Origin of the sequence: Rhodococcus sp. 14-2496-1d (assembly GCF_002259365.1) — a bacterium.
In the GTDB taxonomy this organism is placed as follows: domain Bacteria; phylum Actinomycetota; class Actinomycetes; order Mycobacteriales; family Mycobacteriaceae; genus Rhodococcoides.
In genome coordinates, this window is sequence record NZ_NPFV01000016.1 from 43,961 (window position 1) to 65,778 (window position 21,818).

The 21,818-nt window shown below is 65.0% G+C and carries 25 protein-coding genes; all 25 read left to right on the top strand.

The genetic code is table 11. The features are described 5' to 3' along the window. Nucleotides 1-13 precede the first annotated feature (13 nt). The 25 genes from CH296_RS11210 (at nucleotide 14) to CH296_RS11325 (ending at nucleotide 21,816) form a co-directional block, all read left to right on the top strand. Nucleotides 14-1,513, top strand: coding sequence for a phage portal protein (locus tag CH296_RS11210; protein WP_179277700.1), 1,500 nt, complete (start codon nucleotides 14-16; stop codon nucleotides 1,511-1,513). After that, nucleotides 1,485-3,584 (top strand): toxin glutamine deamidase domain-containing protein, encoded by a 2,100-nt coding sequence (locus tag CH296_RS28930; RefSeq protein ID WP_179277701.1) that lies wholly within the window; start codon nucleotides 1,485-1,487, stop codon nucleotides 3,582-3,584. The genes CH296_RS11210 and CH296_RS28930 overlap by 29 nt, the downstream gene beginning before the upstream one ends. Continuing rightward, entirely contained in the window at nucleotides 3,581-3,883 is a 303-nt protein-coding gene (locus CH296_RS11220; RefSeq protein WP_094684749.1) for a hypothetical protein, read from the top strand. The genes CH296_RS28930 and CH296_RS11220 overlap by 4 nt, the downstream gene beginning before the upstream one ends. Before the next feature lie 140 nt (nucleotides 3,884-4,023). Next, nucleotides 4,024-4,650: a hypothetical protein gene (locus tag CH296_RS11225; protein ID WP_094684750.1), complete on the top strand. Its 627-nt coding sequence runs from the start codon at nucleotides 4,024-4,026 to the stop codon at nucleotides 4,648-4,650. Between the two features lie 53 nt (nucleotides 4,651-4,703). Continuing rightward, on the top strand, nucleotides 4,704-5,663 hold the full coding sequence (locus tag CH296_RS11230; RefSeq protein WP_094684751.1) for a major capsid protein: 960 nt from the start codon (nucleotides 4,704-4,706) through the stop codon (nucleotides 5,661-5,663). A 59-nt stretch (nucleotides 5,664-5,722) separates the two neighbouring features. Further along, nucleotides 5,723-6,286, top strand: coding sequence for a hypothetical protein (locus CH296_RS11235; RefSeq protein WP_094684752.1), 564 nt, complete (start codon nucleotides 5,723-5,725; stop codon nucleotides 6,284-6,286). Beyond that, complete coding sequence (locus tag CH296_RS11240; protein WP_094684753.1) at nucleotides 6,279-6,692, top strand: hypothetical protein; 414 nt, start codon at nucleotides 6,279-6,281, stop codon at nucleotides 6,690-6,692. The genes CH296_RS11235 and CH296_RS11240 overlap by 8 nt, the downstream gene beginning before the upstream one ends. Beyond that, a complete protein-coding gene (locus CH296_RS11245) occupies nucleotides 6,692-7,012 on the top strand; it encodes a hypothetical protein (RefSeq protein WP_094684754.1) in 321 nt (106 codons plus the stop codon). Before CH296_RS11240 ends, CH296_RS11245 begins: the two co-directional genes overlap by 1 nt. Nucleotides 7,013-7,023: 11 nt before the next feature. Beyond that, a complete protein-coding gene (locus tag CH296_RS11250) occupies nucleotides 7,024-7,350 on the top strand; it encodes a hypothetical protein (protein WP_094684755.1) in 327 nt (108 codons plus the stop codon). Continuing rightward, nucleotides 7,347-7,805 carry a minor capsid protein gene (locus CH296_RS11255; protein WP_094684756.1) on the top strand — a complete coding sequence of 153 codons (459 nt, stop codon included), beginning with the start codon at nucleotides 7,347-7,349 and terminating at the stop codon, nucleotides 7,803-7,805. Before CH296_RS11250 ends, CH296_RS11255 begins: the two co-directional genes overlap by 4 nt. A gap of 2 nt (nucleotides 7,806-7,807) precedes the next feature. Beyond that, complete coding sequence (locus tag CH296_RS11260) at nucleotides 7,808-8,626, top strand: phage tail tube protein (protein WP_094684757.1); 819 nt, start codon at nucleotides 7,808-7,810, stop codon at nucleotides 8,624-8,626. 3 nt (nucleotides 8,627-8,629) lie between these two features. Continuing rightward, nucleotides 8,630-9,163 (top strand): hypothetical protein, encoded by a 534-nt coding sequence (locus CH296_RS11265; RefSeq protein ID WP_094684758.1) that lies wholly within the window; start codon nucleotides 8,630-8,632, stop codon nucleotides 9,161-9,163. Between the two features lie 32 nt (nucleotides 9,164-9,195). Continuing rightward, entirely contained in the window at nucleotides 9,196-9,408 is a 213-nt protein-coding gene (locus CH296_RS11270) for a hypothetical protein (protein WP_094684759.1), read from the top strand. Between the two features lie 270 nt (nucleotides 9,409-9,678). Further along, on the top strand, nucleotides 9,679-13,353 hold the full coding sequence (locus CH296_RS11275) for a hypothetical protein (RefSeq protein WP_094684760.1): 3,675 nt from the start codon (nucleotides 9,679-9,681) through the stop codon (nucleotides 13,351-13,353). Beyond that, nucleotides 13,350-14,192, top strand: coding sequence for a hypothetical protein (locus CH296_RS11280; RefSeq protein WP_094684761.1), 843 nt, complete (start codon nucleotides 13,350-13,352; stop codon nucleotides 14,190-14,192). The genes CH296_RS11275 and CH296_RS11280 overlap by 4 nt, the downstream gene beginning before the upstream one ends. Continuing rightward, nucleotides 14,189-15,739 carry a hypothetical protein gene (locus CH296_RS11285; RefSeq protein ID WP_094684762.1) on the top strand — a complete coding sequence of 517 codons (1,551 nt, stop codon included), beginning with the start codon at nucleotides 14,189-14,191 and terminating at the stop codon, nucleotides 15,737-15,739. Before CH296_RS11280 ends, CH296_RS11285 begins: the two co-directional genes overlap by 4 nt. Before the next feature lie 8 nt (nucleotides 15,740-15,747). Then, nucleotides 15,748-16,461 carry a peptidoglycan-binding protein gene (locus CH296_RS29315; RefSeq protein ID WP_094684763.1) on the top strand — a complete coding sequence of 238 codons (714 nt, stop codon included), beginning with the start codon at nucleotides 15,748-15,750 and terminating at the stop codon, nucleotides 16,459-16,461. Beyond that, on the top strand, nucleotides 16,458-16,580 hold the full coding sequence (locus CH296_RS29530; RefSeq protein WP_256980416.1) for a hypothetical protein: 123 nt from the start codon (nucleotides 16,458-16,460) through the stop codon (nucleotides 16,578-16,580). The genes CH296_RS29315 and CH296_RS29530 overlap by 4 nt, the downstream gene beginning before the upstream one ends. Nucleotides 16,581-16,604: 24 nt before the next feature. Beyond that, nucleotides 16,605-16,895 (top strand): hypothetical protein, encoded by a 291-nt coding sequence (locus CH296_RS11295; RefSeq protein WP_094684764.1) that lies wholly within the window; start codon nucleotides 16,605-16,607, stop codon nucleotides 16,893-16,895. Nucleotides 16,896-16,952: 57 nt separating this feature from the next. Continuing rightward, nucleotides 16,953-17,177 carry a hypothetical protein gene (locus CH296_RS11300; RefSeq protein ID WP_094684765.1) on the top strand — a complete coding sequence of 75 codons (225 nt, stop codon included), beginning with the start codon at nucleotides 16,953-16,955 and terminating at the stop codon, nucleotides 17,175-17,177. Next, nucleotides 17,164-17,622 carry a hypothetical protein gene (locus tag CH296_RS11305; protein ID WP_094684766.1) on the top strand — a complete coding sequence of 153 codons (459 nt, stop codon included), beginning with the start codon at nucleotides 17,164-17,166 and terminating at the stop codon, nucleotides 17,620-17,622. Before CH296_RS11300 ends, CH296_RS11305 begins: the two co-directional genes overlap by 14 nt. 1 nt (nucleotide 17,623) lies before the next feature. Continuing rightward, a complete protein-coding gene (locus tag CH296_RS11310) occupies nucleotides 17,624-19,195 on the top strand; it encodes a hypothetical protein (RefSeq protein ID WP_094684767.1) in 1,572 nt (523 codons plus the stop codon). Nucleotides 19,196-19,209: 14 nt separating this feature from the next. After that, on the top strand, nucleotides 19,210-19,425 hold the full coding sequence (locus CH296_RS11315; protein ID WP_094684768.1) for a hypothetical protein: 216 nt from the start codon (nucleotides 19,210-19,212) through the stop codon (nucleotides 19,423-19,425). Continuing rightward, nucleotides 19,422-20,906, top strand: coding sequence for a hypothetical protein (locus CH296_RS11320; protein WP_094684769.1), 1,485 nt, complete (start codon nucleotides 19,422-19,424; stop codon nucleotides 20,904-20,906). Before CH296_RS11315 ends, CH296_RS11320 begins: the two co-directional genes overlap by 4 nt. 1 nt (nucleotide 20,907) lies before the next feature. Further along, on the top strand, nucleotides 20,908-21,816 hold the full coding sequence (locus CH296_RS11325) for a hypothetical protein (RefSeq protein ID WP_094684770.1): 909 nt from the start codon (nucleotides 20,908-20,910) through the stop codon (nucleotides 21,814-21,816). Nucleotides 21,817-21,818 lie beyond the last annotated feature (2 nt).

The window sequence follows — 21,818 nt, forward strand, 5'->3', positions numbered from 1 at the left end:
ACCAGGAGGTGGCGTGGACGACCGCACAGCGCGCCGATACCTCGATATCGGATTGGAGCGGCTGAAAAAGCAGCTCCCGCAGTGGGAACGCCGCCAGCGATACTACGAGGGTATTCAGGACGATCCGTTCGCTCCGGAAGGCGTGAACGCCGAGTACGCCTCGCTGCAGAAGCAGTCCATCGCGAACTGGCTCGGTATCGCGATGAAGGCTCCGGTTCAGCGCATGCGCGCCGACGGCATCATGGGCGGTGACGGCAAGGTCGACCTCGAGGTGTGGCGCAACGTCATCCAGCCGAACCACATCGATGCTCGACAGCAGATCGTGTTCCTGCAGGGCCAGATCCACGGCCGCGGCATCTGGTCGGTGTCGAAGAATCCGGCCAACCGGGACCGGCCGAAGATCGCCGTCGAGAACAGCAAGCGCGTCTGGATCGAACCCGACCCTGCCGACCCGTTCACCGGCCTGTTCGCAGTCAAGACGTTCTCGGAGGAGCTCAACCCGACGACGACGAGCTCGCTGATCCTCCCGGCGTCGGTCTCGGAGACGGCCGGCACACTGTGGGTCGCGTATGTCTACGACGACACGAACTGGCGGCGGTTCGAGCGCCGCGGCGTGACCGGCGACTGGACGATCGTCCGCGGGGGCGATCACGGCCTCGGTGAGCTGCCGTTCATCGCATCGGACATGAACGTCGACGCCGACGGCATTCCGCACTCGGCGATCGAGCCACTGATGCCGCAGCAGGACGCGGTGAACACGATCCGCTTCAACACCCTTCTGGCGATGCAGTTCTCGGCATTCCGACAGCGAGTGTTCTCCGGCTACGACCCCGTTGTCCGCGACTCGCAAGGCAACGCGATGATCAAGCGCGACAGCAACGGTGTACCGATTCTCGACGGCAACGGGTTCGAGCAGCCGATGCTGCGCTCACCCGGCAAGATCGGCGTCGATCGAGCACTGGTCTTTCCTGGCGTCGACACCAAGGTCTACGACCTGGACGAATCGAACCTGCAGAACTACATCAGCGTCTACGACGACTTCCTGTCCAGCCTGTTCGCCACCGGCCAGGTGCCGCCGCAGTACCTGCTCACTCGCATGGCGAACCTGTCCGGAGACGCTCTCACCGGTGCCGAATCCACGCTGAAATCGCTTGTCGCAGAGATGAAGCGCTCCGCAGGCGAGGCGCTCGAATCGGTCGTCCGCCTCGCGAACGTCGCCCGCGGCAAGGTGGGTAAGGACGACTACTCGATCGAGGTCATCTGGGGTGATACCGAGGCCAAGAGCTTCGCCCAGATCATCGACGGCGTCGTGAAGCTCATCGGACAGGGATTCCCGAAGCGCGCAGCGTTCGAGATGCTGCCCGATGCCACACCACCGAAGGTCGACGGCTGGATGGAGCTCGTGGATCAGGAGCGCGAGCAGCAGAACGAGGTCGCCATGGCAGCCATGGCGGCACTGACACCCGCTCCGGGGCCGACGGACGATGGCAACGCAGCCAACGACGGCGGCTGACCACTACCGAGACCAGCAGAAGGTCACCGCCGCAGCGATTCTCGCGTCGGGCGACCTCTGGGGCAGCACTCCGCCCGACGACTTCGACGGATGGTTCGAGGCGAATGCCGACCTACTCGTCGGAGTCCTCGCTGCTGCACAGACGCGAGCAGTCAGTGGCGGCGGCGACTACGTCGAGAGCGCACTGAGCGAGATCGGTGTGAACCGCGCTCCGGAGGCCTCGATCGACCCGTCGAGGCTGGTCGGTGTCGCCTCCGATGGCCGGCCACTGGACTCGCTGCTCTACGGCGCGGTGATCACCGCGAAGTCGGCGATCGCACAGGCCGACGAGGTCAACGACGCCGTCGTGCGCGAGGCCTGGAAGAAGGGCCGGACCGCGCTCGAGGAACGAGTACTCACGCAGGTGGCCGACGCGGGCCGCTCGTCGACCATGCTGGAGCTCACGGTCCGTCCGGGCATCGGATACACCCGGCTCGTCCGCGTCGGAGGCTGCTCGCGCTGCTCGGTCCTCGCAGGCCGGTTCTACCGATGGTCCGACGGATTCCTGCGGCACCCACGCTGCATGTGCCGCCACATACCGACGACCGAGACGGCCTCGCCCGAGCTGATCACGGATCCGCGCGAGGCCTTCGACGCGCTGTCCGAGGAGCAGCAGAACAAGATCTACACCCGCAACGGTGCCGACGCGATCCGCGCCGGGGCCGACATCGGCCAGGTCGTCAACGTCCGACGCGGAAACGCCGGCCTTTCCACCGGTGCCGGACGGATCACGCGCACGAACGTCTACGGCCAGGACCTGTTCATCTCGACCGAGGGCACCACCAAGCGCGGATTCGCAGGCAAGCTGATTCGCTCACGCGGGCAAACACCCGCGACGTCGCCGAGGCTCATGCCCGAAGCGATCGCCGAGATCGCCGAGTCACGCGAGGAATACCTGCGACTACTCGAACTCAACGGCTACGCCTTCGACCGCAGCAAGTCTGGCAACCGTGGCTCGCTCACCGGCAAGACTCCACCACCGCCGAAGCCCCGCCCACAGCCGAAACCGTCGATCGACCTCGATGCGAAACCGGCGCCGAAAAAGCCCGAGCTCACGGCCGAGGAAAAGAAGGCAGCGCGGGCGGCGGCGAAGATCAAGACCGCGCAGAACAAGGTCACCAAGTCCGCGGCCGCGCTCGATGCCGTGGCCGACAAGACCGCGATCGACGTCATGCCGTTGCATGCCCGGGCGATCGTCGATCGAGCGAACCTGAGAGACCTCCGGGACGGCAAGCGCGCCAAGATCGACGACGTCGAGAAGGTCGCACGCAAGCTGCTCAAGGTCGAAGACGAGCTCAACGATCCGGACTTCGACCTCCCGCACCTGAGCAGAGAGATCGGGCCGACGTGGGCGACCGAGTACCGCGCCGAATGGCGACGCAACCTACAGGACGCGTTACACCTGGCCGGCGAAATCAAGGTCGCACCGACTGCCGACTGGCCGATACCGGGCCTCAAGCGCAAGGGTGCACTCGATCGACACCGCACCTCGATCGAACGAGACGTGCCAGCGACGAACCCGAAGTACTTCGACGGTCCCGAATATCGAGTCAACTGCCAGCGAGTCGCACAGGCATACGAGCTCCGCACCCGTGGGTACGACGTGACGGCCAACCCGAACATCAAGGGCGTCGACAAAGCAATGCCCGAGCAGGAAATTTTCGGCAGATGGACCGACACCGGTACCGCTCCGTCGTCGGGAAACGACTTCATCAGAACGACATCGACAGCTCAGATCATGTCAGTTGCCCAAGCTTGGGGACCGGGCACTCGCGGGTGGATCGTCAACGAGTGGAAGGGCGGCGGTGCGCACATCTTCAACTTCGAGGTCATGAAGAACGGTCGAGTGCGGTTCTACGACGCACAGCCGGGTAAGACGGACGCCTCCGGATACCTCACGGATATCGACTTCCACGGACCTCGGAGAGGTGCACTGATGTTCCGAGTCGACAAGACCCTGCCTGTGGACAGCACGCGTACACTCGTCACATCAGCCGGGTTCATCAAACCATTCGAGGAGGTGCCGCGATGATCACATTCGACGACGCGCGACACCGCGCCGAGCTGGAGTACCCGCGCAGCGAATATGCCGGGTTCTTCCCATCGATCGAGCCGTTCGTCGCAGCCACCGAGGGCAGCGAGGATGCTCGGTCGTACCGAGTACTCAGTGAGACGCCGGCCCTCGATCCGGCCGGCATGCCCGCGATGGACGTGCCGGTGATCCTGGTCGAGAAGTCGAGCGGAGTCGTCACATTCGAGCAGTTCCTCGAATGCCGCAACCAGGTCCGCCAGATGACGCCGGTCCACTCGACCGAGGTATCCACCAGCTAGACCAACCCGCACGACAGCAAGGCCCCGTGAGCAATTCGCTCCGGGGCCTTTTTCGTGCGCCCATTCTTCCCCGCCGCGACGGCTGGGATGTTCCACCGCCGAGGGCGATCCGAGGCGGGCGACTCCGCGATGGAGGAAAAATGCAGGTCAACAAGCTCCCTCAATTCACCGGTCCCGCTCGTGTGCGATGCACGGCGGCAACGGCATTCGAGGAGCGGTACCCCCGACTTCGGTTCTTCAACGAACCCGAGGGCGGGGCAGGCGGCGACAACAACAGCGGTGCCGGTGCCGGTTCGGGCGATCCGGACGGTGACGACGACAAGCTCGGCGAGGGCGGCAAGAAGGCTCTCGAATCCGAACGCACCGCTCGCAAGTCGGCCGAGACCGAGAACGCCGATCTGAAAGCGAAGCTCAAGGAATTCGAGGACGGGAAGCTCACCGCCGATCAGAAGCTCCAGCGCGATGCCGAGGAGTCGAAGACCAAGGTGGGCCAGCTCGAAGCCGACAACGGCAAGCTCACGCTCGAAAACGGCCGTCTGCGTGCAGCTCTCACCGAAGGACTTCCCGTCGACTGGGCAGACCGCGTCCGCGGGGAAACGGACGAGGAAATGCTGGCCGACGCCAAGAAGATCAAGGCGAGTCTGCGCGGTTCCGGAGAGGGCGACTACACCCCCGGCGCGGGCGCACGTGGCTCGGACGTCAAGAACGACTCCGCTCCCGGCGTCGACCGCATGCGAAATGCCTACGCCGCCAACGACAAAAAGTAGCTAGACCCGCGCGGCCATAGCCGACGGGACGACACCAGAAAGGCAGGTCAGCTATGGCCGTAACACTTGCGCAGGCAGCAGTCGCCTCGCAGAACGATCTCCAGAAGGGCGTACTCGAGACGTTCGTCATCGAGAGCTCGGTGCTCGACCGCATCCCCTTCATGACCATCGAGGGAAATGCGTACGCCTACAACAAGGAAGCGACTCTCCCGGGCGTCGCATTCCGTGCGGTCAACGAGGGTTACACCGAGTCGACCGGCACCATCGTGCAGGCGACCGAGTCGCTCGTGATCCTCGGTGGTGACGCCGACGTGGACCGCTTCATCGTCCAGACTCGCGGCAACGTCAACGACCAGCGCGCCATTCAGACCGGGATGAAGGTCAAGGCCGCGTCGTACAAGTTCCAGGATCATTTCTTCAACGGCGACGTCGCGGTCGACCCCAAGGGCTTCGACGGACTCAAGAAGCGACTGACCGGAAACCAGGTCTTCGCGGCCGGCACCAACGGACTTCCGGTGCTCGGCAACGGTGGCAGCGATACGCACAGTTTCTTCGACGCACTCGACACCCTGCTCGGCAAGGTGCCGAAGATCAACGGTGCGAACGGCGCGATCTACATGAACTCGTCGATCCAGGCGAAGTTCCGCTCGGCAGGCCGTCGCATCGGCGGCACCGAGATGGTCAAGGAAGACCTGACCGGCAAGCGCGTCCTGACCTACAACGGGATCCCGATCCTCGATCCCGGCGACGGGCTCACGGGTACCGCCGTTCTCCCGCAGACCGAAACGCAGGGCACGGCATCGGGCATCACGTCCTCGATCTACGCAGTGCGATTCGGCCAGGACGAGGGCGACCAGGCCGTGACCGGCCTGACCAACGGTGGAGTCATGGTGGACGACCTCGGCCTGCTCCAGTCGAACCCCGCCTACCGCACGCGCATCGAGTTCTACACCGGCCTCGCGACGTTCGGCGGCAAGGCCGCAGCTCGCATGACCGGCGTCCTCGCCGCCTGAGTTCCGTCATAAGTGCTCGACCGAGCACGACCCCTGATTTTCGATCGAAAGGAAGCACCATGGCCGAAAAGCTCACCGGATTCGCGCTGGAAGAGGCACTCGCCGCGCGCGGGCTCCCCAGTGAAGGCAACGCCGACGACAAGCGCGCCGCCGTTTCCAAGTTCGACGCCGACAACGAGTCGTCGATCACCGAGGCCGCTCCGGAAGCAACCTCCGAGACCGTCACCGAGGCACCGCCCGTCGTCGAGGAAGTCGCCGCGGACCTCGGTATTGCTCCGTCGACGTCCACCGCGAGCACCACCCTCGACACGGACTTCACCAAGCCCTCGGTGACCGCCCCGGGCGACGGTCCGGCCGACACGACCGATCCGCTCGAGCATGCCCAGAGCGTGACGCCGATCCCCGGTGCCGAAGCGCTGGCGACCGGAACCGTCAATGCCGTCGTGCCGTCGCAGCGTCCGCTCAAGCCGCCGCGCGACGAGTCGAAGGACCGGTTCGAGCAGTACCAGACGTTCGCGCCGAACGGCACCAAGGTCTGGGTTCGCCGCAACCTCGAGACCGGTGAATCGGTGGTCCTGGGAACCGAGGCCGGAGCAATCGGAGGCCAGCGACTCGATGGCTGACACGCCACTCGAAGCGCTCGTCACGGTCGACGCCGTACAGGCTCAGCTCGGCGAGGAATTCGTCGAGCCTGTCCGGACTCAGGTGGAGGTGTTCGTTGCTCGTGCTCGCTCGGAGATGCTCCGAGTCGCACCTGCGCTCAACGCGCACCTCACCGCCAATTCGGTCGATCCCGTGCTGGTGTGCGGTGTCGGCGTCGACGTCGTCACCCGGGCGATCGAGGACATGCGCATCGGCTGGCGCGTCACCGAGGAGACGTTCCCGGACGTGACGACTCGGTTCGCGGCCGCGGCGGAGGAGTTCATCTACCTCACCGCGGGGCAGGTCGCCAAGCTCCACCCGGTGGCCACTCCCAACGCTCCGGTCGCCGGGTCGGCCGGCGCGTACGTCGTATCCCTGTCGGGCTGATGCGCGACAGCGCGTTTCGGACGCCCATCGGCGTCGAGCGGTTCATCGGCGAGAACGCGCAAGAGAGCGAGTTCGCGCCGAAGGTGACTCTGCGCGGGCGGCGTACGGGCCGCTCCCGCACCGAAACGACCTCCGACAGCTCGGAGGTCGTTTCGGACACCCTCGTGCTGTTTCCGGCGAAAGAGGCGGTCATTCCGGCCGGATCTCGGCTGACTCTGCCCGAGGGCGAGCAGAACCGCGTCTGCATCGTCGAGACGTCCCGCCTGGTCTACAAGCGCGACAACGTCACCGTCGCGTACCAGGCGCTCGAAATCGTCTAGGAGGTCGATTCGTGCCCATCGATTGGTCCAAGGCTCAACAGGCCGAGCAGGCAGCCGAGGCGGGCGTAGCGGCTGCGGCCGAAGCACTGCTCGACGAGGTCCGCTCGGTGTACATCCCGGTGAAGTCCGGCGCACTGTCAGCGAGCGGAATGGCCAAGGCGAAGGGTCTGCAGGCCTCCGTCGGATTCACCAAGGTCTACGGAAAGAAGCAGCACGAGCGCGAGGACTTCGAGCACAGACGTGGTCAGGCGAAGTTCCTCTCGGAGCCGACGAGCAAGTTCGGCCCGCAACTCGAACAGCATGTCGCCGAGGCAATGTCGCGGGTGCTCGGCGGATGAGCCAAACCACCCGGAGCCAGCTCCGAACAGCCCTGGCGCTTCACCTCGCCGCGGCCGGACTGGCTCGCTACGACGAGTCCGAGCAATACGGCACCACCAACGATCCGGCCAAGCCTGCGGTGTTTCTCCGCGCGGTCATGCCGGACACCCCGGACACCGCGGTGACCATCTCCGTCATCGATGACAGGCGCGATCGGGACGCCCACAATCCCGACCTCTACGTCCGGCTCCGATTCCGCGGTGCCGGCCGATCCGTCCGTGCCGTCGACGACCCGGCGGACGCGGTGTTCAACCACCTTCACACCTTCGAGCCCACCGCCGATCGCCAGCGATGGCCCGGAGGCGTGAACGTCCTCACCTGTTTCCGAACGGTGAGCACGGAGTCCACCCCGGACACCACGGGCCGCTACATGCGGGCTGACACCTATCGCATCACCCTCAACCCAGGAGATTGACTATGCCTGTACTCAAGCCCCCGAATTCCGGTCTGCTGTTCACCTTCCGCGCTGCGGCGTGGGCCATGCAGATCAACACCGGCACCTACGCATCGCCCGTGTGGGCGTGGCTGCGTGGTACGTCGAAGATCGAGCCGAAGACCACGGCCACCAAGCAGGACGACTCCGACAACGACTCGGACGGCTACGGCTCCGAGCTCGTGACCAAGCAGAAGCTCGACATCGCGATCGAGGGCAAGGTCAAGGGCGAGCGGTCGCTGTCGTCGGTCGTCCCCGATCCGGGCACCACGTTCCTGCGAGCACTCGGCACCCAGGTCGGCTACGACAACGTCGCCGACATCCGGTACTGGCGAACCGACGACATCGACGAGGGGTACCGCAGCTACTTCGCGGTCGAGTACACCGACGTCGGTGGTGGCAACGAGGATCTGCAGAACTACCAGGCCACGCTGTCCGGCCGCGGCAAGCCCACTCGGATCGCTCGCCCGCAGACGACCCCGGTCAACGAGGTGCAGCGGATCCGCCTCATCGGCACCGGCCTCGGTGGCACGTTCATCGCGAAGTTCCTCGGCCAGTCCACGGCAGGTCTCGCGCCGACCGCCACGGCTGCGCAGGTGCAGACCGCGCTCACCGGTCTGTCGACCATCGGTGCGAACAACGTTGCCGTCACCGCAGTCGCAGGGCTCAACGCGTGGGACGTCGCGTTCCAGGGCACGCTCGCTGGCCTCGACGTGCCGCTGATCGGTCTCGACACGACGGCGCTCACCGGCACCGGCCAGGGCGGCGAGGTCACCACCCTGATCAACGGGCAGGCCGCATAACCAATGGCCTACGACAACCTTCGGGAGTTCTTCGACCCGGACCTTCTGCTACCCGTCGGAGACAAGACGTACCGGATTGCCTCGCCGAGCGCCGACGAGGGTCTGCGGATTCATCAGGTGTTCGCCGACAAGAACGCGATGATCGACGACGCACAGGAACTCTCGCTGGTCTTCGGTCTGCTCGGCGCAACGCGCGACGACAAGACCGGGTTGTGGTCGGGAGGTGTGTACGGCGAGATGCGCGCTGACGGCGTGAGCTGGGCCGAGATCTGGCACGTCGGGCGCACCGCGCTCATGCACTTCGGCATGGGGGCCACCATCGCGCAGATCGCCTGGCACCAAGGCGTCGGTGACACGGGAAACCCGATGCCCCCGGAGCCGAGCAAGAAAGCGGCTGCGGGGGCAAAGAAGGCTGCACCTGCGAAGGCGCGTGCAACGGGGCGCTCACGTGCGCCCCGGGCACGTACGGCCCCGACGACCCGGGCGGGTGGCCGCTCGACGAAGAGTACGGCGTCCGAGTCCGGTACCACGACCTGAGCAAACAGCCGAACAAACGCCCGGCGGCGGTCGTGGAGAAGTGGACGTGGCACGACGTCTTCACTGCCTGGACCGCCGTCGAGCTCGACTTCCAGGATCAGAGCATCTACGGGATCGATCTCGATTCCGGAATCCTCCACCAGCGTTCCTGGCGCTGGCTCCAGACCCGCATCGTCGGGCTCATCACCAACTCCGACTCTCGGCTGCACCGAGTACTCAAGGCGACCGCCGGGAAGGAGGGCTGACCCATCGCACTCGACGTCGGCACGATCCGCGCGAATCTCGAACTCGTAGACAAGAATTGGAAGTCCACGCTCTCGCGTGCCCAGTCCGACGTCAAGACCTTCGAGGGCCAGGCGCAGCGCAGCACGAAAGCGGCGGGCACCGGGTTCGAGCAGGCCGGTGGCAAGGTTCTCCAGTTCACCGGCAACGTCAAGAACGCCGGTACCGCGGCCGCGGGCGCGAGCTCGGGACTCGCCACCGCTGCCACCGCTGCGAAGTCCACTGCGGGCGAGATGACCGGGCTCCAGACTGCCACTCAGAACGCGGTCGCGACGCTGTCCGGGTCCGGATCGGCCGGCGTCGCAGCGGGCGGCGGACTGACCGCGTCCGGACGCGCAGCCGGTGGCGCATCGAAGAACATGAGCGACTTCGCTCAGTCCGCCGCAGCGGCCGCTACCGCGATGAACAGCGCGGGCGACGCCACGAGCTCGGTCACCTCTCAGTGGGAGAAGGCCGAACAGCAAGCGGCGCAGACCGGCTCGTCGTTCGGCGATCTCGTGGCCACCACGGTCGGCGTCTCGGCCGGACTCGAATCGGCTGCCGACGATGCCGACGTCGCCGAGGGTGGCGTCTCCGATCTCTCCCAGGCTGCCGATCGAGCGAAGGAAGCTCTCGGCGCAATGGGCCTGGCCGCCTCGGCTACAGGCCTGCTGGCGTTCTTCCAGGAGTCGGTCATGGCCGCATCGGATCTCGACGAGTCCATGAACGCCATCGACACCATCTTCGGCACCGCCAACGGCACGATCTACACCTTCGCCGAGGGCGCGGGCAAGGCCATCGGCATGACCGAGCTCTCCGCTCGCGAGGCAGCGGCCACGTTCGGCACCTACGGCAAGCAGGCCAACCTCGCCGCCGAGGAGAACGCGAAGTTCTCGGTCCAGATGGCCACGCTCGCAGGCGATATGGCCAGCTTCAAGAACACCAGCCCCGAGCAGGCGATCCAGGCCATCGGCGCGGCGTTCCGTGGTGAGTCGGACCCGATCGAGGCGTACGGCGTCATCATGAACGAGACAATTCTCAAGACCCGGGCCATGAAAATGGGCCTGATCGAGAACACCTCCGAAGCGCTCGAACCGGCCGTCCGAGTACAGGTCGCCTATGCCGAGGTGCTCGCTCAAACCGCCTACATGCAGGGCGATTTCGAGAAGACATCCGGATCGCTGTCGAACCGACTCAAGACCCTGCGCGCCGACTTCGAGGCCCAGTCCGTCGCCGTCGGCAACAAGCTCATGCCTGCCGCCCAGGCGCTCGTCTCGCTACTCTCCGGCCCCGGCATGGCCGCGCTGTCCGGAACCTCGGCCGTCGTCGGCATGCTCGCAGACGGCGTCGGAGCCCTCGCCACTTTCCTCGCAGGCCTGCCCGGTCCGATTCAAGCCGCGATCGGCGCACTCGTGGCGCTCAAGCTCGCGTCCATGTTGGCCGGCAGTCAGATCGGCCAGAGTCTCGTGCAGCGAATCGGTCAGGGCCGTGCCGCCATCGCCGGACTGGGAACCACCACCACCTCCGCCGTGAGCGCGATGCGCACCCAGTTCGGCTATCTGCAGCAGGCCACTCGCAATGCCAACGGTGGCGTCACCACCCTCGGCAGCACCATGCGCAACGTCGGCACGATGGGCATGTCCGCCTTCCGTGCCGGTGCGGGCTCGCTCGTGAGCTTTCTCGGTGGCCCCTGGGGCGTCGCCTTCGCCGCTGCCGCTGCAGGTCTCGCGATCTTCATGCAGAACAACGCCGAGGCCAAGCGCTACGCAGAGAACCTCAAGACCGCTGTTGTCGACACCGCCACCCAGGTCGAGCTCTCCGGCGGCAAGCTCACTGCGCAGGGCCAGCAGGCCGCGGCTGCCGCGCTCGAAACGATCAAGCTGCGTGACGGGTCGAAGTCGCTCGGCGAGGCACTCGACGACGCAGGAATCTCCACGGACCGCGCAGCCAAGGGCCTCGCTGGGATGCAGTCGGCCGCGAAGGCAACGCGCGCAGAGCTCATGCGCATGCACGACGAGCAGGTCTCGCAGATGGGGTTCTGGGACGAGGTCAAGGGTGACTTCGGCAAGTTCTTCTCCGGCGAACTGTTCGAGGGCGACGGTCAGTACAACGCCGACCAGGACACTCCGGCCGGCCAGATGCTGGACGCGTACGACAAGGCAACCGCGGAGATCGCAGCCAAGCAGGCCGAGCTCAAGCGCATCGCAGCATCCGGTGGAGACGTCGCATTCGCGAACGACGGCACCGCCGAGCTCGGTGCCATGGCCGAGGCGATGGACGAATTCGCGAAGTCGACCGACGGCGCTGCGAGCAAGGTCGACGCGCTTGCGAAGGCGCTTTCCGGACTGAAGGACGACAAGCTCGCACTACCTGAAGCCCAACAGGCCGTGAACGATTCGATGCGCGACCTCGACGGACTCAAGGGCACGCTCGGCGACGTCGGAGTCGATGACCGCGGGAACATCGATACCAAGACCGAGGCCGGGTCGAAGGCACAGGACTCGGTGAGCTCGTTCGCGGACAGCTACAACCAACTCGCTGCGGCGATGTACACCGTCACCAACTCGTCGGACGCTGTGCGCGCCGCGATGCAGCCGCAGTACGACGAGTTCCTGCGTACCGCCGAGGCGATGGGTCTAACACGCACGCAGGCCGAAGCTGTTGCGCTGCAGATGGGTTTGCTCCCTGAGAACGTCGCGATCAACCTCGACACGAAGTCCGTGATGGCAGCACAGGAGCTGCTCGACACCCTCGGCGACACGATCACCGGAATGCCCGATTCGAAGACGATCGAGGTGAAGTCCCTGACCGACGAGGCCCGGGCGGATCTCCAGACGATGGGCTTCGAGATCACCGAGCTGCCCGACGGCAAGGGCTTCACGCTGGAGGCGAACACGATCGCTGCGCAGCAGGCTCTCGACGCAGCCCGCGGCACCATCGACGGACTGCCGCCGATCAAGGCCATCACCGTCGACGCCCCGGGCGCACAGGCGGTCGTGGACAAGCTGCGCGAGGTCGGTGTGGAGACGACGATCAACAACGACAAGCAGATCGTCGTCACCGACAACTCGCCGGAGACGATCCAACGGCTCATCGCGGTCGGTGCGCACGTCACCCAGCTCCCTGACGGCTCGTTCGCGATCTCCGATAACACCGACGTCGTCCGGGCCCGCGTCGACGGGCTCAACGGTCTCAACACGAGCTCCACGCACACGGTGACGGTCGAGGAGCGGAGGTTTCGCACTCAGCTCGGCATGGACGATGCCGCGTACGCCAGCCTGCAGCAACAGTTCGCCGCGAACGCGAACGGCAACATCATTCGCGCGTACGCCGCCGGCGGACTCTCGCCCATGTCCGGACGGGACGCAAAAGTCGTGCCGCCGAACACCTGGCGCGTCGTCGGCGACCGGCAGCAGAACGACGAGTTCTTCATCCCCGACACCGACCAGCGGCAACACGTCGCAATCGGCGCCGAATGGGCACGACGTCGCGGCCTGACTCTCGTCGACGCGAAGAGCGCACGCGAGCGCTACGGGCTGACCGCATTCGCCAACGGCGGCGTGAGCCCGGGCTTCGGCGGCTACAGCGGCCCGGACAGGTCTGACTCGATGAAGCCCCGGAACATCTACGAGGCAGCGTCGCTCGGCATCGGCATGGGCTTCGCAGCGCTGTCCGGAGCGAGCGGCCTCATCGGCATGGCCCAGTCCGGTCAGTGGGATCTCGGCCAGCTCGTCAAGCCCGAGTTCGACACGAGCTCGAACACCATTCCCGGCGGCGAGGCAATCATCGGCGCGCTCAATCAGCTCGTCGAGCAACAGCAGGAGATGATCAAGACGCTGCAGGCAGGTGGATTGGTGCAGGCCAAGATCGATCTCGACACCAACTCCGGCGCAGCCGATCTGGCGCTGATGAAGGCCGGTTTCGCGTGAAGTCGATCGAGTACGAGTTCACCGGCGTGGACGGCTCGGCCTGGCCGTTCGGTGGTCTCGGCGACCCGATCGCTCGCATGCGCATCGTGACGATCGACGGACTCGGCGGCGCGGAGTTCACCCACGCGGACGTCCAGAACGTCGACGAGCACGGCGTGACGTGGAACGCGACGATGTACGACCCGAACTTCGTCACCATGTTCGTACGCTCACAGCTCTATCCGGGCGAGCTCGCAGTGGAAGTTGAGAAGGCCTTCCGTCGCGCGATCGGCAACGGCAAGAATCTGGGCCGGTTCACCGCGCGCTCTCCTCGCGCCGACGGCACGGTCGAGGAACGCTTCCAGCTCGTCCGCAAGGCGAAGCTACTCCCCAGTCCGGACTACACCCGTACGCGCTACCTCGGCTGCTTCGAGTACGAGGGCGTCATGCTGCGCTCGGACGAGTCGTGGTGGCGCACCCTGCCCTACGAGCGCACCTTCACCGCGGCGCAGTTCGCCGGGGCCGCGGTTGTGAACATCTCCGACGAGCGCGTGTGGCCGTACTTCGAGCTCACCGGACCGATCACCAATCCGAAACTCGGACTCGACGGCGAGGCGGTCGCACTCCCGAATATCGGTGCGGGCCAGAAGTGGACGATCGAGACCGATCCGGATTGGTTCGAGATCCGCGACCACCTCGGCGTCGAGCGGTCCGCGATCGGGCGGCGCTGGTACAAGCGAGCTCCTGCCAGCGATCCGAAGAATCCCGTTCCCGTTCCGGTGACGATCACCGGATCCGGTACCAGTGCAGCAACGCGCTTGAAAGTCGTTCTGCCGCAGCTCTACCACGAGGCGGCATGAGCCTCCCGGGTTGGGCGCGGCCGAACACCGTCGACGTCGACATACTCAACATCGAGCTCGGCACGCGCTCCGGATCGATCATCGAGTGGACACCGCTCGGCTCGTACACCCAGGCCGAGATCATGTATCACTGGTATCTCCCGGGCACCATCAGTTTCGAGCTCAAGCCGGGTCACCGACTCATTCCACGTCTACGCGCACTGCGGCGCAAAGCGATTCACATTCGCGTGATCCGCAACGGTATCCCGTGGACCGGACGTCTGATGACGCACAACACGTCCGGCAATCCGCGCAATCCGACGATCCGATTCACCGGGGTGGACTACAAGTTCTGGCTGCAGCGCGGTCTCGCCTGGGTCAATTCCATGTTCCCTCCGGAGTTCCAGATCGGCCTCACGGGCAAGCAGGACGTCATGTTCGGAAACCCGGATTTCGTGCTCAAGTACTTCGGGACGAAGACGTGGGTCCGGACGCGCCGGCCGATCTGCGCGGCGATGCCGCTGCACACCGTGACCAGCGACTATCCGAACCTCGCCTCGTTCAACTCGCTCAGCTCGCTACTCGATCTGGTCGGTAACGCGATCGAGGAGCTCGCGGTGATCTCGATGCGTTTCACCCAGCTCAACGACGGATTCTCGCTCACCCGCGATCGCCTCGATTTCGGGTGGAAGCTCGACCTGTGGGACGGTATCGGCCCGTCGCCGAAGGTGTTCAACGCCACGACGCTCTCGCAGCTCCAGTCGATCCTCGACGTCACGAGCGACAACTTCCTGAACTTCACCAACCCCAACAACTACCTCGGGCTGACAGATCCGAGCAGTTGGGGCCGGATGCCGAGGGCCGGTTACGTATTCGACACCATCGCGAAGAAAGACATGCGTCAGGTGCAATGGAGCACCGACGGCACGCAGGTGCTCGAGATGAACTACGACAGCTCGCACGCGACCGCCACGAGGGCCGTGGTCGGCGGCAAGGCACCTGAGATTTTGAACCAGGTGATCGAGTGGGGTGCGAACTTCGCGATTCAATTGCTGCTCAACGCAATTGCTCCCGGACTTGGTCTCGGACTGGTCGTCGGAGACCTGTTCGACAACATCTTCTTCGCGTACCAGCAGTTCATCGACTACGACCTCGAAGCCGAGATCGGAATCGACGACGCATTCGCCGACATTTTCGCCGACAACACCGCCGCGTACAGCCTCGACGCGTACGCCACCGCGCAAGGTGCTCTCAAAGAGCATTCCGGCAGCGAGGCAATAGAACTCACCGTCCAGTCGGGCGGTGCAGACGGGCGCGGCATGAGCTTCGGAGTCGACGACGGCTCCGGACGCCGCTACCAGCTCGGTGACATTCACACCTTCTACGACCAGGGAACCACGATCGAGCAGTACATCTCGAGCGTGACCGTCACCGACAAGCGCGACGGTCGAATCGTCGAGCGTCCAGTGCTCGGTGAGGGCAACCGCATTCGCGGAATCTACGAACGGCTCGTCGTCGGGCAACAGAACCTCGCGAGCTACTCGCGCGGCAATTCCAACAGCGTCTAGGAGGCGTGATGTCATTCAGAACTGTCTACGGGAACGACTGGTCGGAGAACGGTTGGCGCATGTGCAACCGAGACGAATGCGTGATCGTCGATACCGCCCCGTTCATGGATACCGCGCCACTTCGCAGGGGTGCACCGGCGATCATCCTCGGTGCATTCGCCGGAGTGCTGCATCGGACGGTCCGCAACTTCACGTCGCCTGTCTGGGGGTGGTCGAGGGATAACTTGGTCAAGAATTCCAACCACCTGGCGGGAACCTCGTTCGATGCGTGGGCACCGATCCGGCCGTGGGGATTACGCACCATGCCGCGCAACGAGATCGATGCTGTCAATCGAGCGTTGCAGGCCTTTCCGGAGGTGTTCTGGGGCGCGGCGTGGGGCAAGCCCGACGAGATGCACTTTCAGATGCGCTATCGGGAAGGCGACCCGCGCAACGACGCCGGTGTAGCGCGTATCAGGGGCGCAGGCATCCCGACGCTTCCGCCGGCACCGAGTCCGGCACCATCGACCGGTCGGCCGACGATCCAGCGCGGCTCGACCGGCGAGCACGTCCGCTTCCTGCAGGAATTCCTCAACCGGGTTTACCCCGCCTACTCGCGCCTCGCGGTCGACGGCGACTTCGGGCCCGCAACCGAATCCGTCGTCCGCAACTTCCAGAGTCGCCGCAGTCTCGCCGTCGACGGCATCGTCGGACCCGCCACCTGGAAGGCCCTCGGCCTGTGAACTACCGCTGGCCGTTCCTCGTCGCTGCGGTGATCCTCTCGGCCGGCGCGGCCGCGATCGCCTACGTCCTCGCCGTCGACATCCAGTCCGACGCCGATCTGTACGACGAAAAGTCCTGAACCACAAAACGAAAGAAGAGAACCATGACTACTCCCAATGCAGGCCTCGAAGTACTGCGCGACATCCTGGCCGAACAGCCGCTCGTCAAGCGGTACAGCAACACCGTCACCTCGCTCATCGGCCTGGCCATCAATGTGATCTGGCTGCTCGTCGGGCTCGGCGTCGAGATCCCGCTGCCCGTGCTCGGCGGCATCGCGATCACGATCCAGACGCTCGCCACGGTCGGAATCCGGTTCACCCCGAATGGCGTGACCGAGAAGCAAGTGGTCGAGATCGAGCAATACGCCGGGCGTCACCGCGTAATCGAGTACTGATCTACCGGTGGCCACCGCGGAGGACGGGGACGGTTGTGAGCGAAAGGCTATGTAGCAGTGGACGAGAAGACAGTCTCCCGCCTGCTCACGATATTGATCACCGTCGTGACGCTGGTGTGGGCAACGACAGTGCTGGTGGTGCTGTTCGTTCCCGATGCCCACGTACCCCCGGAGGTCAACGTGATCATGCTGGCGCTGGTCGGATTCCTGACCGGCTCGTACGTGAAAGCGAAAAAGCCCGAGGACAAGATGAAGGACGGCGAATCTGATGTCGACCAGTGATCTTCTGTACTCGACGGCGCTCGCAGCCGTCGCCTTCCTGGCCGGATTCCTGGTTGGGCAGGCGACGGCATGGCGTCGATCCGTCAACGGCGACGGGAAGACGGTGATCACACCGGCGATCGCCGACAATGTCACGCGGAAGCGCTATTTCGGTGCGTTCCTGGTTCTGATGGCCGTCGTGACCCTGGGCCAGGGGACCTACTACAACTACGAGCAGGGCAAGTGCAACGCCGACTTCCGGCAGACGCTCGAAGCTCGGTCGGCGATCCAGCGCAGCGACAATGCCAACGTCGTCCAGCTCTTCACCGACATCTCCAACGACATCGCAACAGACCCTCCGCTGACCGACGCCGAGCGAGCCGATCTCATAGCCAAGTTCCAGGCGCGGGCCGAGGAGAACGCCCGCGAGCGCGCCGCAACGCCGTACTCCAGTTCGAGCTGCTGACATGCCGTTTCGCGTCCCGGATCGCACTCCGCGGGGCAATGCTGGTCAACTGAACCTCTTTCCGAACGGCATTCTCGGGTTCGTGGCCGGCGCGATCCTCGACGGCCTCGACGGGGTTACGCACGGAATCTTCAATCTCGACGATCTCGCCGACGAGCTCCGCGGCACGAAGACCGCTGCTGCCAATGCGCAAGCTACGGCGAACGGTGTTGCGGGCACCGCAGCGGCGGCGGTGTCTGCGGCGCAGGCCGCCGCCGCGGCTGTGGCGGCGCAGGGCGTCAAGGTCGAGGCCGTGAAGGCGTCGATGATCAGCTTCCAGGACGGTCTACCGCTCCAGAAGCGCTCGCATTCGATGACCAACTCGGAGATGACATTCGACCGAGATTGGTTTGTCATCGATTCCACAGCCTCGGCGAACGGTGCGGCGGCCAACACGAGCAACCCCACGGGATCGGCTGTCGCTAACCACGTTCACCCGATCACTTCTCGTTCTCACGAGCACGTCTTTCAGATCGGCCAGCTTGTGTCGGTGTCGAAAGACGTCGTGTACGGCGGGTTCATTCTGACATCGTGGGGTGGCCTGCGGGAATCGTTCACCTACGCGGTAGGACCGGGGTCGAGCCCGTGCTCGCTCGAGGTCGCAGTGCTGCGCATGAGCCGTGACGCTGGCAGCGCGGGTGATGTGACTGTTCTGTGGGCATCACCGGACCAGACGCCGATCATCGGCAACACCCCGGGGGAGTTCACTCCCGAGATCCCCGAGGGCATCATCGTTCCCGACCGTGCCGACCTGTTCGTCATCATTCACCAGTACGGAACGGGCAATGCCCGACAGGTCTGGGGCGTGAACATCGGCGGACCTGATCGACAGGGGCTGCTGTATCCAGCGAAGTCGATGGCCCGATTCGGGTTGTCCACCAAACTCACTGAAGGACAGGTTGTGACGGCGGGCAGCCTCCTGTTCGACACCACGTTCAAACCATGGCTGGGGATCGGTCCGTCCCTCAACATTCCACTGCCCGGCCTGGTTCAGATCTTCGAGCCGTTCGACGACGGGGTGATGCCGCCGACTCTCCAGAAGTATTTCCTGGGCCAGCCCGCGAAGATCGTCGACGGCAATTTCGTGTTCTCGGGGACGACCGACGGTGAGGCGCTCTACACCGCCACGACGACGATGAACCGCGACGACCATTTCGTCGAATCGGCAATCGCAACACCGGTCACGTCGCAGCCTCAAAGGTTGTACGTCCGAAGCAATGTGGCGATGAAGGTGAACAACACCGGTGTCTCGATCCAGCTCGGTAGCTCCGGGACGGTCCTCGCATCGGGTGCGGCCACCCTGGCCGTCGGTGAGGCGTATCGCCTGACCGCCGACGGAAATGTGTTCACCGTCAACAAGATGAACGGCGAAACCTTCGTGTCGGAGGTCTGCAAGTACATCGACTCCGGCAACGCGATCGCAAAGGGCTCCAACAACCGGCTGGTCCGGCTGTCTGCGAGCCGCGCCTTCCCAGGTGTCAATTCCGGCGGCTGGGCCTACTTCCGCGCACAAGACCGGCCCGACCCGGAATAGAGAGGCTCCACCAAATGCAGACCGTCACTGTCAATTTCGATGATCATCCCGAGGAGCTGTACTTCACCCTCAGCGACGGGAATCTCAGTATCGGATCCGAAACGCGCTCGATCGGAAGCGTGTTTGTCGGAGTCCTCGAGCCGGAGCCCGCAGACGTCGTGCAGACGGAACCGATCGTCGAGCCCGAGCCCGAGCCCGCGAACGACGACGAAGAATCGGAGGAATCATGACCGTACTCAGCGACCCGGTCAAGAACCTGGCCAAGATCGCCGACTTCGACGGCTCCGGATACCTCGACGTGTGGACGAGCATCCGCGACGGCGGTGCCGACGGCATCCTCACCGACAAGCCCGTGCACGTCCCGATCACATCGACCGGCATCACGACGCCCGATCTCGTGCCGGGGCCGGCCTTTTTCCGACTCAAGCTCGGCGCAATGCGGCAATCGATCGAGGGCCGCTGCATCATTCCTGCGACGGACGGTCGAGTGATGGACGTCATCACCGCGGCGCTGCTCATTCCCGACGACACTCCGGCCGATCTCATCGCCCGAGCAGTGACCGCGTACCTTGCGTCCACACCGCCGATCTCGTTCGTGGAGGACACCGCCCGGGCGGGCCTGTTCTACCTCTCGACGGACGTACCCGTGGCCAACCCGGACGGCGCACTGGCGACGGCGAGCAGCTACTACAAGACCGCGGCGCTCGCGTCCGGCACGACCCGGCTCAAGCTGCTCACCCTCGGCGACTCGACCAACGACGGTTTCGGCGCACCGGGTGGCCCGAGCTCGTGGGCGAAAGTCTGGCCGCAGCGCCTTGCCGAGCTGCTCCGCGCACAGCTCGGCCGTCCGGCCGGTGGCCGCGGATGGGTGCCTCCGTCGCCACCCGTCGGCCCCGCCAGTTACTCGTTCAACACCGCACAGCAGCTCCCCGCGGGCCGCAGCCTCGACGCACTGAACGTGCCGACCTTCCAGACCGGCATCCCCGGGTCGCTATGGCTGCAGCGTGGCCACGCCAGCAACGCGGACGAAGTGTCGTACACACTCTCGGCCGGGGTGACGGCGGTCGACGTTCTCACGACCGGCTACAGCGGCAACATGATCATCACAGCAGCCAACGCCGGTTCGTCGATCACCAAGTCCTCGGTCGGCGATCGGGTCATCACCAGAATCACCAACCCCGGCGCGACTCTGTCGATCCGCGGCGACGTCGGGGTCGGTCTCGCCATCCTCGGCATCATCGAGCACGTCGGCGACGAGGGCGCTGGCGTCACGCAGGTCAACCTCTCCCAGGCCTCGGTCCGCGCCTTCGAGGTAGCAGGGTGGCTGACAGGTTCCGACAAGTCGACCTTGCCCCTGATCGCTGCGTACAACCCGCACGTCGCCCTGATTACGCTCGGATCGAACGACAAGAGCACCGGACGCACACAGGCCGAGATGTCCTCGGCGATGACCACGATTGCGGAACGGCTCCGCTCGGTCTCGGCGCAGATGGAGATCGTGTTCATAGTCCGCCCCGATTCCGATGCCGCGTGGACTGCGTACGGAAACAACATCGTCTCCACCGCAGCGACTCTCAGTGCTCGCTCGCTCGACCTCCGCGGCCAGCTCACCAGCCCGAGCTTGTACATCGCGGACGGTGTCCACTTCAACGAGGCCGGCGAAGACGCTATGGCCGAACTGGTGCTCGACTACATGAGAGTAGGTGTCTGACATGGCTCGCGCCTTCGTCACGGTCGACGACCAATCCAATCTGCCGGATCCGGTGAGGACGAGGCTCAAGGGTGAGCTCGACGGACGCTATCCGCCCACGCAGGCCGTGAATTTCGCGGACCGAGGTGACGTGATTCCGGCACTGTTCTCGTACTTCGGGAACAAGCCGAACGTGTACACCCCGCCCGAGAAATTCGACTCGAATCACGCGATGTCGTTCTCCGGCAGTGCCTCTCCGGTGGTGGCGGGCGGAACACTCCTCGGCGTCGGGTCGGGTCCGCGAGCGATGTATGCCCGCACGCCGAATATGGGAGAGCGAATCACTCGCATCGGTGGTCGGTTCCGCATGCTTCCCGGTACCGGCACTCGCACAACGGGCGGGACGGTGTGCCTCGGTATCGCGGACGATCTCATCGATTCGAGCTCAGGCGTGAACGTGTCGATGCCGTGCCATTTTCTGTCGACGGCCCGAACCTGGTACTACACGGTCTGGACCGAAGGTGTAGGGCAGGTGGTGCTCGCGACCGGAGACTACGCAACCCCGCTGCTGACCGACTACGCAACCGAATACGAGATGCAGTGCTGGCTCAACGGCACGACCGCAGTCTTCGATCTGCCGGACGGCACCCGACGCTCGGTAGCCGATTCTCGGATCGGTTCGTACGGAGCGAACTTCGGCTTCTTCGAGGGCTTCCAGCCTGGCGGGGACACCGACGATGTCACCGCGTTCACCCACGTCTGGGCCGGTCTTGGCGTCGCGCGTATCCCGAAGCGGACCATCGACGCACCGCAGGCGGGCAATTCGTTTGCCGTGGCCGGCCCTACTGCTCCGACCGCGCCCGGTGAGTACGCCTGGATCGAGACCGACGGCAACGGAAACTTCATCGACCTACACACAGGAAAGAACTGACC